A 15,903-nucleotide genomic window follows, 5' to 3' on the forward strand; every position below is an offset into this window, starting at 1 on the left:
GCTTTGTTGAAGTTTAACATGAGATGTCTTCTTTATTGAACAATATTTTACTAAGCTTTTCAGATTAGACTTTGTGAATATTCAGCATAGTTTTACCAGTTGTTGTATTATCACTGTTCTATGGAAAGTTTACAAAGCAGAGGTGCAGCTTGGGCTGGTTTTAAGCATATTATCAGATAATGGATAAAAAGGTGAGGAGGGAAGTGCATGCTTTCGAGGGAAGCTTTTCTGGAGAAATTGAGAAGAGAAATTGATGCAGAGAATCATTTGATCGCAGTCGCATCTGGAACGGGGCTGACGGCAAAATACGCGATTCAGGGCGGCGCTGATTTTCTTCTGGCGCTGAACTCAGGCATTTTCCGCGGGATGGGACGCGGTTCTCTTGGCGGGCTTTTGCCCTATGCCAACAGTAATGATATGGTTTATGAGTTTGGTGTGCGGGAGCTTATTCCGCTGGTGGGTGATTTTCCAGTGGTATTTGGCCTGAACGCCACAGATCCCACAAGGGATATGGCTGCTTATCTCGATGAAATCAGACAGAGTGGTTTTATCGGCATCAATAATTACCCGACTATCGGCCTCATTGATGGTAAATTCAGAGAGGCGCTGGAGGAAAATGGCAGTGCTTTTGAGCATGAGGTAGAGGTTTTTCGCATGGCTCATGAGCGGGGAATGGTGACGGTGGCTTTTGTGTTTGATGAAAATCAGGCAGGGGCAATGCTGGACGCTGGGACAGACATACTCTGTGTACATCTCGGTCTTACTCAGGGCGGGATGCTGGGAGCGGCAAAGGCGCTGTCTCTGGTAGCCAGCAAGGACCGTATTGAGGCGATTTATGCACTTTGTGACCGACAGCGTCCTGAAGTTATTAAAATGCTGTATGGCGGCCCGGTAAAGACGCCGGTGGATGTGCAGTACATGTACCAGAATACCAGCGCACATGGCTATATCGGCGGATCAGCCTTTGACCGGATTCCCACAGAGAAATCGCTCATGAACATTACCAAGGCTTTTAAGACAACCGATGATATTGATGAGAGTGATCTGATGTCCAAAATGCTTAACGGCATTACCAAGTATTACGATTATACGGGGTTTATAAAGGAATATGTAAAGGAAAACTACATGAATGAGATATCTTTTCTGGATCTCGCAAAGGTCTGCCATGTGTCAAGAAGTCACCTGAGCGCCCAGTTTAAAAAAGAGGTGGGCTGTAGCTTTCCGGAGTATCTGGTTAATTTCAGGATTCATAAGGCAGCCAAGCTGTTGAAAGAAGAAAACTTAAGGGTTTCTGAAGTGGCGGAGCTGGTAGGTTATCAGGATGTGGCCCATTTCAGTAAAATATTCAAGAAATATATGGGTGTTTCACCGAAAACGGTTAAACATAAGACATAAACACAAATCGGAAAGACATAAGCACATGTACTTTGTAAAGGATTGGCAGTATCATATAAGTACACCGGATAATACAGATGCCCGTTATTGGGAGACAACGGCTGTCTGAAAATCATCTGGAATCTTTTACAGGGGGTAAATGCATTTGAAGACAATCGCAATTGCAGGAACATTTGATTCTAAAGGTCATGAGTATGCGTATGTCAAGGATCTGATCGAAAGCCTTGGACTGAATACGCTGACCATTAACACCGGGGTTTTTGAGCCGGTATTTGAAGCAGATGTTTCCAACGAGGAAGTCGCAAAAGCGGCAGGAGCAGACATAAAGGAAATCGCAGCTAAGGGTGACCGTGCTTATGCGACAGAAATTTTATCAAAGGGAATGGAAATTCTTGTTCCAAAGCTCTACCAGGAAGGTAAGTTTGACGGAATCATTTCCTTTGGCGGAAGCGGCGGAACCTCTCTGGTAACACCGGGGATGCGTAAACTGCCCATTGGCGTTCCCAAGGTAATGGTATCCACCATGGCCTCCGGCGACGTATCAAACTATGTCGGCACCAGCGATATTGTCATGATGCCGTCTGTTGTGGATGTAGCTGGATTAAACTCCATATCCACTAAAATCTTTGCCAATGCGGCCTTTGCCATAGCCGGTATGGTAAAATTTGAAGATACTCATGTGATCGAGAAAAAGCCACTGGTAGCAGCCACAATGTTCGGCGTTACCACACCCTGCCTCACAGCAGCGCAGGAATATCTGGAAGCCAGGGGCTATGAGGTGCTCATTTTCCACGCAACCGGTACGGGCGGACAGTCTATGGAGGCCTTGGTAGAAGGCGGTTTTATCGAGGGTGTTCTGGATATTACGACAACAGAATGGGCCGATGAGCTGGTCGGCGGTATTTTGGCGGCAGGCCCGCACCGTCTGGAAGCCGCCGGTAAAATGGGCATTCCACAGGTTGTCTCAGTTGGTGCAGTGGATATGGTTAACTTTGGCCCAATGGATTCTGTTCCTGAAAAGTTTAAGGAGCGCAATCTGTACAAACACAATCCAATGATTACCCTTATGCGGACAACCATTGAAGAAAATAAAGAAATCGGGCATGTCATCGCTGAAAAGCTGAGCGCAGCAAAAGGACCGGCAACCATCATGTTGCCGCTTAAGGGCGTATCTGGAATTGACGCTGAGGGCGAACCTTTTTATGGTCCAGAAGAGGATAAAATGCTCTTTGATACCATCCGCAGTGAAGTTAACCGCGATGTGGTAGATCTGGAAGAATTTGACCTGCACGTCAACGATAAGGAATTTGCAGAAGCGGCAGCTCAGAAATTAATTGACTTAATGCAGGCTGCCAAATAAATAAAATATTTAAAGGAGAACGATAATGAATCAACAGACAAGAGCGGAAATTGTTAAAATGTACAAGGAACAGAGAGCTAAAGGCGATATTTTAGTTGGTGTCGGCGCAGGTACCGGGATCACAGCCAAAAGCAGCGAACGCGGCGGCGCAGACATGCTGATCATCTACAACTCTGGCCGTTACAGAATGGCCGGACGCGGCTCTCTGGCAGGCTTACTGTCCTATGGTGACGCTAACCAGATTGTTGTTGAAATGGCATCCGAGGTACTGCCGGTTGTTAAGGATACCCCAGTACTTGCTGGTGTCTGCGGTACAGATCCTTTCCGCGTTATGGATGTTTTCTTAAAAGAATTAAAGGACATGGGCTTCAGCGGCGTTCAGAATTTCCCGACCGTCGGTCTGATCGATGGTGTTTTCAGACAGAATCTGGAAGAAACAGACATGGGTTATGACCTGGAAGTTGAAATGATCCGTAAAGCGCATGAGCTTGATCTTTTAACCACGCCTTATGTTTTTGATCCGGATCAGGCGCGTAAAATGGCAGAAGCCGGCGCAGATATTTTAGTCGCACACATGGGTCTCACCACTAAAGGAACCATTGGCGCGAAAACCGCTTTAACCCTGGATGACTGTGTTGTAAAAGTACGTGACATTATGGAAGCCGGACGCGAAGTTAATCCGGACATCATGGTTATCTGTCACGGTGGTCCGATTGCAGAGCCAGAAGACGCAAAATATGTTATTGACCGTATCGATGGCATTGACGGTTTCTTCGGCGCTTCCAGCATCGAACGTTTCGCAGCGGAAAAAGGTATTACCGCTCAGACAGAGGCCTTTAAAGAAATTAAAAAATAAGCATTGAACGGGATCTCTTTCGGGGACTATAAGAGATTTTTTACCCGGCAGCCGGTATTGGCTGCCGGGTTTCTTAATTTTACCAAAAGCGTTCTGTTATTACTGAAATAGACTGTGACTTTCACTCGTTTTGGGGTACAATAAAGTTAATTGAATTCTATAAAAGGGGGAATGCGATTTTGAAGAAAAAATCCATGGCAACTACGGTTGCTGTCATGTCTGTCATTGCTTTATTTGTCTTTGGCTGCGTGCAGTATGTTAGCGCCAATGATACCAATGAACCGGTCACCGCTGCCGACGGGTCTGTGACCCTGACCAGTAATGAAAGGATTCAGGGCGATATGACCATTAGGGAGGGAAGTGCGGAAGGTGATATTTATGTCCGCAATACCCAGGTGGATGGAGACATTTTCGTTATTCCCGATGCGGACAGCAAAACCGTCCATCTGGAAAATACCAGTTTTCAGGACCTTATCGTCAATAAAAGCGGAACGATCGTAAGGCTCGATAAAGCTTCTCATGGCAACAGCTTTTATGTCAGCAGTCCGGCAGCAGCCGAAATCGGAGGAAAAATCCCCGAGATTAAAATTTCTCAGGTGGCCGGCGGCAGTAATCTCACCATTACACCTGATGCCGGGGTTGACCAGATGGTCATTGATGGACAGCAAACAGAGGTTACCATTAACAGCAGTATGAAAAAGGTAGTGGTCAGTTCGAGTGCTGCAGGCTGCCGTCTGAATGTTAATGCTCCGGTAGAAACCCTTGATATCAACGCGAGAGTGGATGCTGTTGTGGGAACAAATATCCAGACCATGCTGCTGACTGACAGCGCGAAGGGAAGCAGCGTTACCCTGGCGAACGGCGCTGTAATTGATAATTTTGCCTCTGAGGCACAGATGACCCTTGGAGGAGACGGCAGCATTAATACCATGTATGTCAATTCACCTGCCAACATTACAGGTGGTGTGACAACCGGTAAAATCAATGTGCTGGGCCATCCCATTGAACGCAAAGCAGAAGGCAACGCCATCAATATGGATCCTAATGCCAGCCCGTTCCAGATGTCACAGCCTCCGCTGCCAATGATCACACAGTCTCTGGAGCAGCCTGAAAACCGCAAAACAGAACCGTCTTCAGCTTTTCAGAGCACGGAAAACGCAGCGCCAAGACAGGAAGTCAACGCTGCGCCTGAACAAATTGTAACGCCGTCAGCGCCGGAAACACCGGCAGCGACGCCAACGCCTGAGCCGGCACCAGCCCCCGCACCGACTCCGGAGCCAACACCCGAACCGGAGCCTGAACCGGCACCAGAACCTGAGCCGACACCCGAGCCTGCTCCAACTCCAGACCAGACGCCCGGTAATGATGAATCAGAAGCAGCTCCGCAGCCTACTGCAGTGGTTGTAGAAACAAATGACGCTACAGTTCGTTAATTCTCTTTATTAAAACAGACCAGTTTGGATCACGCAGATCCGAACTGGTTTTTATTTTGAAGATTTGCTTGACGAATGGTTCTGAAAAGCTTAGACTGAATAGTACTCACCCAAAACAAAAACGACTGTCCGGGAAATGGTGTATGATGAGAAACTCAAAGAGTATGATATACGGAAGCTTTATCATTTTGCAGTGCATGTTCTGGGGACTGGGGAATCCTGTTGCTAAAATAGGAATGGAAACCATCAGTCCCTTTTATTGTCTTGCCCTGCGTTTTTTGGTCGCCTTTATTATCTGCTATGGTTTGTTCCGCAAAAAAATTAAGACACAGGTTAATAAAAATAATTTTAAAGACGCAGTGGTCATCAGTATTTTTAATGCTGCGGCCTTTATTTTTTCAACGCTGGCGCTCATCTACAGCAGTGCGACCATAGCGGGTTTTTTGATGGCTCTGGCGGTTATTTTCACCCCGTTTATGGCCTATATTGTCCTGGGCAGGAAATTAAAAAAACGGACACTTATCTTTGTCGGTCTGGTAGTGCTGGGCCTTTATTTTTTATGCGGAAGCCAGGGAGGCTTCCGCTTTGGAATCGGTGAGCTGCTGGCCCTGCTCAGCTCGATTTCCTATGCAGCGACCATTACCTACAGTTCAAAGCATGTAACCAATATCGGGCCGGAAGTACTGTCAACCATTCAGTCTGGTGTGGCGGCAGTTATCTGCTTCGTCTTTGCGTTTTTTTTGGAAGATGGTCAGGTGCTCAGCCAGGTTGGTATTACGGGATGGTTCGCTGTGGTGTATCTGGCCCTTGGCTGTACAGTCATAGCCTATCTGCTTCAAAATGTTGCGCTTAAGCATTTGTCGGCTGTTTTTGTATCGCTGCCCCTATGCTCAGAGCCGATTTTTACAGCCATCTTTTCATTTTTTTTACTGGGGGAGCGCCTTACGCTTAGTGGTATTTTTGGTGCTGCTTTGATTATGGCAAGTATTGTGCTGGCCTCACTCTTTAACGGAGAGTAGGGCGCTTTATTCTTTGGACAGGCTGATCTGCGCTTTAAAGCTTTTAAGCTCACGTACAAGTTGGCTGATGGGCAGGCCGACCACATTGTAGTAATCACCATTGATCTTTTCCACAAGCAGAGCGCCTTTTCCCTGAATACCGTAAGCGCCGGCCTTGTCCATAGGCTCTCCGGTGGCAATATATGCCCGTATTTCGTCCTCAGACAGAGGAAAGAAGCTAACGTCTGTGCGCGTGCAGAAGGCATTTCGTTCACCGGATTTGGTGTAAATACAGACACCAGTAAAGACCTGATGCGTTTTTCCGGAGAGCGCCGACAGCGTCTCAAAGGCCTCTTCCTTGGTAGCAGGCTTGCCGTAAATATGTTTGCCGGCAGCAACGACTGTGTCTGCGCCGATGATGAGATCATCCGGAAATTGTTCGGCAGCCAGCTGGGCTTTTCTGGTGGCAAGCATCATGACCGCCCCCTCGGGTGGGGTGCAGCAGATAATGGTTTCGTCAGCGTCCACCGGGCGGGCTTCAAAGGGAATACCGGCTAGTGTCATGAGTTCTCTGCGCCGTGGTGACGCAGAGGCGAGAATGATTTTCATAAAAACTCCTTTTTATTGCGTGTTGGTTAGCCTTATTATATGCCCGGAAATCTAAAAAAACAAGCCTCCCATCCGAAGATGGAGAGACTTGCTGAAGGAGAGCGAGTTTTATAGTGGTGTTCTGACGGTTTGATGTTTTACTGGATTCTGCTTACAAAGTCTGCGTAGGCTTCGCAGCCATGCTCATGAACATCAAGTCCTTCAATTTCAACCACGCGCGGGACGCGGAGGCCGTGGAACTTCTTGATGATGAAGAACATCACTCCAGAGGTCACCAGGGCCCAGGCGGCTACGGCGATGATGCCCAGGAGCTGCACGCCCAGCAGGGAGGAGCCGCCGCCGTAGAGCAGGCCGGTGACAGCATCCTCGGTGCCTGGCGCGTAGTTGGCTAAAAGCCCGACCAGCAGCGTCCCCATGACGCCGCAGCCGCCGTGGACGCTGATAGCGCCAACGGGATCATCAATCTTGAGCCTGGCATCGATAAAAGGCACCAGAAGTGAGACTGTGATACCACAGATCAGACCCACGAGAAGTGCGCCCCACAGGGTGATGACCTGGCAGCCGGCAGTGATGCCGACCAGTCCGGCCAGCACACCGTTGAGTGTCATAGAGACGTCAGGCTTACCATAGCGCAGCCAGGTAAAGAACATGACGGTTAAGCCGCCGGCACAGGCAGCAAGATTCGTGGTCATGGCAATATGCCCGATGTCGCCGTTGACGGCCAGGGTAGAGCCACAGTTAAAGCCAAACCAGGCGAACCACAGAATAAACACACCCAGCGCCCCCAGTGTCAACGAGTGGCCGGGGATGGCATTGGCCGAGCCATCTTTATTGTATTTACCGATACGCGGCCCGACCATAACAGCGCCCATCAGGGCAACCCAGCCGCCGACAGAGTGGACAGCGGTGGAGCCGGCAAAGTCGATAAAGCCCATCTGCGAAAGCCACCCGCCGCCCCAGATCCAGTGGCCCGAAACCGGGTAGATGATTAAGCTGACAAAGGCAGAACAGATACAATAGGCCGTAAACTTTGTTCTGCCGGCAACAGCGCCGGATACGATAGTGGCTGCGGTTGCACAGAAAACTGTCTGGAAGAAAATGAACAGCTCAGGGGTAACCGCGTCAAACTGTTCCAGAGATAAAGAAGTGGAGTTAAAAAAACCGGAGGTGCCGATAAAAGCGCCGTCGCCGCCAAACATAACGGCAAAGCCCACACACAGGAACAAGACAGAGCCGACCATAAAGTCGACGAAATTTTTCATGATAATATTACCAGCGTTTTTGGCCCGGGTAAAGCCAGTTTCCACCATGGCAAAGCCAGGCTGCATGAACATAACAAGACATGCCGCAAGAAAAACCCATACAATATCTGCTAATTGTTGCATTTCCATAATAAGACCTCTTTCTGAATAAAAAATAAGGGATTGGTTTCGATTTTTACAGGATGCGTAAAAATCAAAATCTATCCCCGTTGATAAATAATGGTTTAAGTATTAAAGTGTTATCAGTGCGTTTTGAATAGTATTCATTGGTTTTGTAAATCAGGAAAGGGTTTGGGTGTAGAATTGTTGTTAAAGGGCATCTGAACCGGTTTCTCCGGTTCGGATGCGGATAACATCGGCAACGTCGTAAACAAAAATTTTACCGCCGCCGATGCCATCGGTGGTAAGGCGGTCGGTTACCAGCTTGATGATGATGCCGGCAGTCTCATCGTCTGTGATGGTTTCGACCTTGATTTTTGGCAAAAAGTTTACCGTGTAGGATGTACCCCGGTAGGATTTTTTAAAGCCTTTTTGGTTACCATAGCCCATGATGTTGGTAATCATCATGCCTTGGACATCGCAGGTATTTAAAAGGTCTTTCAAATCCTCCAGCATGTCGGGCTTGACGACAATTTCTAATTTTTTCATAAGAACCTCCTTGTAAATTTTATAATAAAAAAAGAGGAGCCCGTTTCTGGATCGTTTTCCAGAATCACGGGCTCCTCTTTGAGCCGATTGAGAAGGGATTATAGATTAAAAGGTGTTTTATACATAAAAGAGCAGATCTTCATAGATGGGGAATGGCCAGTATTTTTCACCGACCATGGTTTCCAGTTCGTCTGCGGTTGCACGCAGGCTTTCCATGGCTTCAATGACCTTGTTTTGATAGAAACGAGCCTGTTCCTGTACATCTTCGATGCCCTGAGCTTCAATGACAGTCTTATCGAGAATTTCGACTTTTTTAACCAGAGAGCCGGATAATTTAGATACGTTTTGAAGGACTGTTTCTTCGGCAGTTGCGTCGATGAAATCACCGAGGGCTTTTTTCTGGGTTAAAATATCTGCCAGATCCTTGGTGTAGTCCAGAACAGCTGGAAGAATTTCACGTTTTGCCATGGTCAGCATGGTTAAGGCTTCAATATTAAGGGTTTTGCTGTAATCCTCAAAATGAATTTCCTGACGGGCGTCCAGCTCACCGTGGGTGTAAATGCCGTGCTTGTCAAACAGCTCAACGTTTTTGGGTTCACAGTAAGTTGCGAAAGCGTCCGGTGTGGCCTTCAGGTTTGGTAAGCCTCGGCGTTCTGCCTCTTCAACCCACTCTTCAGAATAGTTATTACCGTTGAAGACAACCCGCTTATGTTCTTTAAGAGATTCTCTTAACAGGTCGATCAATGCGGTTTTGAAATCATCGGCGGCTTCCAGCTTATCGGCAAATTCGCCAAGCACCTCGGCAACCATGGTATTGAGCGCAATGTTCGGACCAGCGATCGACTGGTTTGAGCCGAGCATTCTGAATTCAAACTTATTGCCGGTAAAGGCAAAAGGTGAAGTACGGTTACGGTCGGTTGCGTCGACAATGAAGTTCGGAACTGCGTCAACGCCCAGGTCCATAACCAGATCCTTTGCTTCTTCGACTGGCTTGCCGGTTTCGAGCGATTTGAGGGCCGGTGTCAGCTGATCGCCAAGGAAGATGGACACAATGGCCGGCGGCGCTTCGTTTGCGCCGAGACGGTGGTCGTTGCCGGCACTGGCAACCGTACAGCGCAGTAACTCAGGATAGCGGTCAACCGCTTCGATAACAGCGACCAGGAAGGTTAAAAACTGTAAATTTTCGGAAGGTGTTTTACCAGGATTCAGCAGGTTTTCACCAGTGTCTGTGCTTAAAGCCCAGTTATTGTGTTTACCGGAGCCATTGACGCCGGCAAAGGGCTTTTCATGAAGCAGGCATTGCAGGTCGTGCCTGAAAGCGACCCTCTGCAGAGTTTCCATGATCAGCTGGTTGTTGTCAGTAGCCAGGTTGGAGGTTGAGAAAACAGGTGCCAGCTCATGCTGCGCAGGGGCAACCTCGTTGTGGCGGGTTTTTGAAGGAATGCCAAGCTCCCATAATTCACGGTCAACATCACGCATGAAGTGGCAGACACGTCCGCGGATACGGCCAAAGTAGTGGTCTTCCTTCTCCTGGCCCTTAGGGGCTTTTGAGCCGAACAGGGTTCTGCCGGTGAGGATCAAGTCCTTGCGTTTCTTGTACATATCTCTTTCAATCAGGAAATATTCCTGCTCAGCGCCGACCGTGGTTGTAACCTTTTTAACATCCGTTTTGCCAAAGAGCCTGAGAATACGGATGGCTTCGTCACTGATGACCTTCATGGATCTTAAAAGCGGCGTTTTCTTATCCAGAATTTCACCGGAGTAGGAGATAAAGGTGGTGGGGATATATAAGGTGGTCCCTTTCACAAAAGCAAAGGAGGTCGGGTCCCATGCCGTGTAGCCTCTTGCTTCAAAGGTTGCGCGGAGGCCGCCTGAAGGGAAGGAGGAGGCGTCCGGTTCACCCTTGATCAGCTCCTTGCCGGAGAATTCCATGATGACCTTGCCTTCCTCGGTCGGGCTGATGAAGGCGTCGTGCTTTTCAGCAGTGATGCCGGTCATGGGCTGGAACCAGTGTGTAAAGTGGGTGGCGCCCTGCTCTAAAGCCCAGTCCTTCATGGCGTTTGCCACCACCTCAGCCACATTTTCATCCAGCGGCGTGTCTTCCTTGATGGTACTCATCATGGATTTGTAAATGTGCTTTGGCAGGCGCTTACGCATTACCGTAATATTAAACACTTTTGAACCGAAAAGATCAATAACGTCATTCTTACAATCTTTTACTTCTAACTCTTCAGACATAACAGCCTCCTAAATATAGATAATATGATTTTATTTTTCCTGCGTATGATAATGATACATGGGGTCGATTATAATGTAAAGGGAAAGATTAACCGGACAGAGGAAAGGGAGATTCCTCTGCTGCGGTCATCGTTCCATGAGGGAAGCGGAGAAATTGAGGTGTTTCTCCGCCGATTAATTAAGGTATCCTGAGGAACTTATAAACAGTTCGTTTTAAGGAAGCATTTATCGTCGGTAAAATAGATGCAACTGCCTGTGGAAGAAAGATACCGTCATTAACTTTTGAACTCAAGCAGTGAAGATAATAAAAAAAGGCGCTATTAAAAGTGCGAAAACACTCTCAACAGCACCATTGCTATCTTCAATTGCGGAATGTTGTTTCCGCGTTTCTTTCAAGTTGTGATGTCATTATAGACTAATTTCAGGGGCTTGTAAAGGGGTTTTTAAAGAAAAATACACTGAAACGGTTATCAGGATTACAATAATTTTACAAAAGCATATTGTATACATTTTGCAATCCTTATCAATTCTTTTTTGATTGAACTTGTATACAATCTATGGTATAAATAATAAAAATAAATAAGTACTCGATTAAGAACAATGGCGTTCGAACCGTACAGGATCAAAACAGACTGCGTATGTAAAGATGGACAACACTGGCGTTATCCAAACTAACATATGTGAGTTCAAAATAAAATTTTTTGAAGTTTTGGTCAGGGGTTGGTTCGTCATGTTCTTTTTTTATTGTTTTAATTCAGAGACAATGCGGTATTCAATTTATGTAAAAGAAGGAGAGAGCTATGTTAAAAAAAGAAGGACAGATCAGAATCCCAAGCGGTTGTGCGATCTCGGGAATCATACATAAAAAGGGAAAGCCTGTGATTAACGGCAGCCAGATTGTGGATTCCATTGCGGTGATGCATGATCGCTCCAACGGTCTGGGCGGCGGCTTTGCAGGATATGGGATTTACCCGGAATACGCAGACTCTTATGCCTTTCATGTCTTTTATGACGACTTTAAGGCCAGACAGGAAACGGAGCGCTATCTGGATAAATACTTTGACGTGGTCAATCTGAGCCGGATACCCGTGCGTAAAAATAAAAATATCAAAGACGAGCCTCTGATATGGCGTTACTTTGTCGATCCGATCTTCACCAAAATACAGGAGGAGAAGGGAGAAATTGATGAAGAAAAATTCATTGTTGATACGGTATTCTATATCAATACTTACATCGACGGCGCCTATATCTTTTCAAGCGGAAAGAACATGGGCGTTTTTAAAGCGGTTGGGTTTCCTGAGGATGTCGGTGATTTTTACAAGCTTGAGGAATATGACGGCTACTGCTGGACCGCGCACGGGCGCTACCCGACCAATACGCCGGGCTGGTGGGGAGGCGCTCATCCCTTTGCCCTTCTGGATTACTCCATTGTCCATAACGGGGAAATTTCCTCCTACGATGCAAACCGGCGTTTTATTGAGATGTTCGATTATAAATGCACCCTCTTGACCGATACCGAGGTTATCACCTATATTATTGATTTTCTGAACCGAAAGCAGGGCTTTGATTTTGAGGACATCGCCAGCATTATTGCCGCGCCTTTCTGGGAAGAAATCGAAAAGATGCAGCCAGAAAGGGCCAGACGCTTTAAAACGCTGCGCAACGCCTTTGCCAGTTTGCTGATCACCGGCCCATTTTCAATCATGTGTGGCTTTACCGATGGATTAATGGCTTTGAACGACCGGCTGAAGCTGCGTTCGATGGTGGCAGGAGAAAAGGACGATGTGGTTTATATCGCCAGTGAGGAGAGCGCGATCCGCGCAGTATGTCCGGATGTAGGTAATATCTGGGCGCCAAAGGGCGGTGAACCCATCATTGTCCGAGTGAATCGTGAAGGAGAATAAACAATGGGAATCAATTATATTTATCCGCAATATGAAATTGTCAGAAATCCAAACCGCTGCATCAAATGCCGTGTCTGTGAAAGGCAGTGCTCCAACGATGTGCACAGCTACGACGCGGAGCTGGATGTCATGAAGGCAGACGAAACCGGCTGTGTGGACTGCCAGCGCTGTGTGAGTATGTGCCTGACACGCGCCCTTAAAATTGTCAAAACCGACAACCAGTTCAAAGAAAATTACAACTGGAAACAGAGTACCATCGAGGAGGTTTATCGTCAGGCTGACAGCGGCGGCGTTCTGCTGTCCTCCATGGGAAACCCAAACGAATATCCGGTATACTGGGATAAAATGCTCATCAATGCCAGCCAGGTAACCAATCCATCCATCGACCCGCTGCGTGAACCCATGGAAACCAAAGTATTCCTGGGTAAAAAGCCGGGTCATCTGGAGATGGATAAAAAGGGAAATATTATTTCTGAGATTCCGCCACAGATTGAGCTGGAGCTGCCCATCATGTTTTCGGCCATGTCCTATGGCTCTATCAGTGAAAATGCCCATAAATCCCTTGCCCGCGCGGCAGCGGAGCTTGGAACCTGTTACAATACTGGTGAGGGCGGCTTGAACAGGGGCCTGTATCCGTACGGCCGCAATACCATTGTTCAGGTAGCTTCAGGCCGCTTTGGCGTGCATGAGGATTACCTGATGGCCGGCGCGGCCATTGAAATTAAAATGGGACAAGGGGCAAAGCCCGGGATCGGCGGTCATCTGCCGGGTAAGAAAATTGGGGAAAAGGTGTCAAAAACACGCATGATTCCAGAAGGGGCCGATGCGATTTCGCCGGCGCCGCATCATGATATTTATTCCATTGAGGACCTGCGGCAGTTGATTTTTTCCTTAAAAGAAGCCACTGGCTATACCAAGCCGGTGATTGTCAAAATCGCCGCGGTCCACAATGTGGCGGCCATTGCCTCGGGGATCGCGCGCTCTGGCGCGGACATTATTGCCATTGATGGCTTTAGAGGCGGTACCGGCGCAGCGCCGACCCGTATCCGTGACAATGTCGGAATTCCCATCGAGCTTGCGCTGGCAGCTGTGGACCAGCGCCTCCGGGATGAGCAGATCCGCAATGATATCTCCATTGTTGTCGGCGGCAGCATCCGCAGCTCCGCCGACGTGGTCAAGGCCATTGCCCTTGGCGCAGACGCCTGCTATATTGGCACAGCCGCCCTTCTGGCGCTCGGCTGTCATTTATGCCGCCACTGCCAGAGCGGCCGCTGCAACTGGGGAATCGCCACTCAGCGCGAGGATCTTGTAAAACGGCTGAACCCGGAAATTGGCGCAGAACGTCTCACAAACCTCATGCGCGCCTGGAATCATGAAATTCAGGAAATGATGGGCGGCATGGGTATCAACTCCATTGAGTCCCTGAAAGGAAACCGTCTGATGCTGCGCGGCATCGGCCTTTCCGATAAGGAATTGGAAATATTAGGTATTAAACATGCAGGGGAGTAAAATGAAACGAGTATATGTAAATGAAGAATGGTGCCTGGGCTGTCACCTTTGCGAATATCAGTGCGCTTTTGCAAACTCCGGTGAGGAGGATATGTTCAAGGCCTTTAATAAAAAAGAAAAACCATTGCCGCGCATCCGTGTGGAGGATGGTGTGGAAAACGGAGAGGAAATCCATTTTGCGGTTTCCTGCCGCCACTGCAAGACACCCTACTGCGTCAAGGGCTGCATAACCGGCGCTTTATCGATCGGGGAAGATGGCGTGATCAAAATCGACGATACACGCTGTGTGGGCTGCCGTACCTGTATTGCCATGTGCCCATACGGGTGTCTGGTGGTCGGTCACACGAAAACCATGCTGAAATGTGAACTGTGCACGGAAAATGGCGGTGAGCCGGCCTGTGTTAAAAACTGTCCGAACCGTGCCATTGTTTTTGAAGAAAGAGGTGCTGTCAATGAATAAGACAAAATATTTGATCATTGGAAATTCCGCCGGAGCCATCGGTGGTGTCACGGGTATCCGCAGAGAAGACACGGACGGCAGCATTACGATTATCAGCGCGGAAAAACACCACACCTATTCAAGACCATTGATCTCCTACTGGCTGGAGGGTAAGGTTTCTCAGGAGAAAATGATTTACCGGGATGAGGATTTTTATGAAAAAAACGCGTGTGAGGTAATACTTGGCACAAAGGCAGAGCGTATTGATGTTCAAAAGAAGCAGGTATACCTGGCAGGCGGCGGGTCTGTTACCTATGAAAAGCTCTTAGTCGCAACGGGCTCTGTTCCCTTTGTGCCGCCGATCAAGGGCAGGGAAACAGCTAAAAATACCTTTACCTTTACAACCATGGATGACGCGGCTGGCGTGGGTGAGATTCTGGATAAAAATTCTAAAGTTGTCATTTTAGGCGCAGGGCTCATTGGCCTGAAGGCAGCTGAAGCAGTTGTGGGACAGTGTGCGGGTGTGACGGTAGTAGATCTGGCAGACCGGGTGCTGCCCAGTGTTCTGGATACAGAAAGCGCTGAGATTATCGAGGCGCATTTGACCAGCCAGGGAATGGTTTTAAAGCTGGAAACCAGTATTACTGAAATCGGCGATATGGAGGTCACTCTGAGTGACGGCGAGCTTCTCCCTTATGACATTCTCATTCTGGCGGTGGGAACAAGACCGGAGATGTCACTGGTTGAGCAGGCGGGCGGAAAGGTGGAACGCGGGATTGTGACCGATGATCACCAGCAGACCAGCCTGAAGGATATTTACGCGGCTGGAGACTGCACACAGAGCTATGATATTACCTCACAGACGGCTAAAAATATGGCGATTCTTCCAAACGCTTATCTGCAGGGTGAGGTGGCAGGACAAAATATGGCTGGTGGCAGCGCGGTGTACGAAAAGGCCTTTCCGGTAAATTCTATGGGGCTTCTGGGCCTGTATATGCTGACCGCAGGCAGCCGCATCGGTGAATCCATCACCGTCAAAACCGATGAAAGCTATAAAAAGTTTTATACAAAGGACGGCGTTTTAAAGGGCTATATCATCATTGGCAACTGTGATCGCGGCGGTATTTATACCGATATGATCCGCGAACAGACTCCGCTGGAGACAGTGGATATGGAAATGCTGATAAAAGAGCCGGGCCTGATGGCTTTTAGCCCAGGAGAACGTTATGCGAAGCTCAGCGCAGAGCATTAG

The 15,903-nt window shown here is 48.2% G+C and carries 13 protein-coding genes; 9 read left to right on the forward strand and 4 right to left on the reverse strand.

Annotated features, from left to right (window positions below):
* Positions 1 to 207 precede the first annotated feature (207 nt).
* The 5 genes from BUC22_RS20410 to BUC22_RS20430 all read left to right on the forward strand — a co-directional run bounded on the left by BUC22_RS20410 (position 208) and on the right by BUC22_RS20430 (position 6,063).
* Positions 208 to 1,395, forward strand: coding sequence for a phosphoenolpyruvate hydrolase family protein (locus BUC22_RS20410; protein WP_013382458.1), 1,188 nt, complete (start codon positions 208 to 210; stop codon positions 1,393 to 1,395).
* A gap of 145 nt (positions 1,396 to 1,540) precedes the next feature.
* Positions 1,541 to 2,755: a Tm-1-like ATP-binding domain-containing protein gene (locus tag BUC22_RS20415; RefSeq protein ID WP_041690475.1), complete on the forward strand. Its 1,215-nt coding sequence runs from the start codon at positions 1,541 to 1,543 to the stop codon at positions 2,753 to 2,755.
* A gap of 25 nt (positions 2,756 to 2,780) precedes the next feature.
* Entirely contained in the window at positions 2,781 to 3,611 is an 831-nt protein-coding gene (locus tag BUC22_RS20420; RefSeq protein WP_013382456.1) for a phosphoenolpyruvate hydrolase family protein, read from the forward strand.
* A 179-nt stretch (positions 3,612 to 3,790) separates the two neighbouring features.
* A complete protein-coding gene (locus BUC22_RS22175) occupies positions 3,791 to 5,044 on the forward strand; it encodes a hypothetical protein (RefSeq protein ID WP_013382455.1) in 1,254 nt (417 codons plus the stop codon).
* 143 nt (positions 5,045 to 5,187) lie between these two features.
* Positions 5,188 to 6,063: a DMT family transporter gene (locus BUC22_RS20430; RefSeq protein WP_013382454.1), complete on the forward strand. Its 876-nt coding sequence runs from the start codon at positions 5,188 to 5,190 to the stop codon at positions 6,061 to 6,063.
* A 6-nt stretch (positions 6,064 to 6,069) separates the two neighbouring features.
* On the opposite strand, the gene BUC22_RS20435 is transcribed toward BUC22_RS20430, so the two are convergent.
* The 4 genes from BUC22_RS20435 to BUC22_RS20450 all read right to left on the reverse strand — a co-directional run bounded on the left by BUC22_RS20435 (position 6,070) and on the right by BUC22_RS20450 (position 10,799).
* Complete coding sequence (locus BUC22_RS20435) at positions 6,070 to 6,651, reverse strand: Maf family protein (protein WP_013382453.1); 582 nt, start codon at positions 6,649 to 6,651, stop codon at positions 6,070 to 6,072.
* Positions 6,652 to 6,788: 137 nt separating this feature from the next.
* The gene (locus BUC22_RS20440; protein ID WP_013382452.1) at positions 6,789 to 8,042 is read right to left on the reverse strand and encodes an ammonium transporter; all 1,254 of its coding nucleotides are present in this window, start codon (positions 8,040 to 8,042) and stop codon (positions 6,789 to 6,791) included.
* Positions 8,043 to 8,222: 180 nt separating this feature from the next.
* Positions 8,223 to 8,561 (reverse strand): P-II family nitrogen regulator, encoded by a 339-nt coding sequence (locus BUC22_RS20445; protein WP_013382451.1) that lies wholly within the window; start codon positions 8,559 to 8,561, stop codon positions 8,223 to 8,225.
* 117 nt (positions 8,562 to 8,678) lie between these two features.
* The gene (locus BUC22_RS20450; protein ID WP_013382450.1) at positions 8,679 to 10,799 is read right to left on the reverse strand and encodes a glutamine synthetase III family protein; all 2,121 of its coding nucleotides are present in this window, start codon (positions 10,797 to 10,799) and stop codon (positions 8,679 to 8,681) included.
* Positions 10,800 to 11,599: 800 nt separating this feature from the next.
* Between BUC22_RS20450 and BUC22_RS20455 the strand changes: the two genes are divergently transcribed.
* Genes BUC22_RS20455 through BUC22_RS20470 form a run of 4 tightly spaced genes read left to right on the forward strand, consistent with a single transcriptional unit; the run spans position 11,600 to position 15,903 of the window.
* Positions 11,600 to 12,703, forward strand: coding sequence for a class II glutamine amidotransferase (locus tag BUC22_RS20455; RefSeq protein WP_013382448.1), 1,104 nt, complete (start codon positions 11,600 to 11,602; stop codon positions 12,701 to 12,703).
* A 3-nt stretch (positions 12,704 to 12,706) separates the two neighbouring features.
* Positions 12,707 to 14,212 carry a glutamate synthase-related protein gene (locus BUC22_RS20460; RefSeq protein WP_013382447.1) on the forward strand — a complete coding sequence of 502 codons (1,506 nt, stop codon included), beginning with the start codon at positions 12,707 to 12,709 and terminating at the stop codon, positions 14,210 to 14,212.
* A 1-nt stretch (position 14,213) separates the two neighbouring features.
* Positions 14,214 to 14,672 carry a 4Fe-4S dicluster domain-containing protein gene (locus tag BUC22_RS20465; RefSeq protein WP_013382446.1) on the forward strand — a complete coding sequence of 153 codons (459 nt, stop codon included), beginning with the start codon at positions 14,214 to 14,216 and terminating at the stop codon, positions 14,670 to 14,672.
* Positions 14,665 to 15,903 (forward strand): NAD(P)/FAD-dependent oxidoreductase, encoded by a 1,239-nt coding sequence (locus BUC22_RS20470; protein ID WP_013382445.1) that lies wholly within the window; start codon positions 14,665 to 14,667, stop codon positions 15,901 to 15,903. Before BUC22_RS20465 ends, BUC22_RS20470 begins: the two co-directional genes overlap by 8 nt.

It is taken from the genome of Eubacterium callanderi, assembly GCF_900142645.1.
GTDB lineage: Bacteria > Bacillota > Clostridia > Eubacteriales > Eubacteriaceae > Eubacterium > Eubacterium callanderi.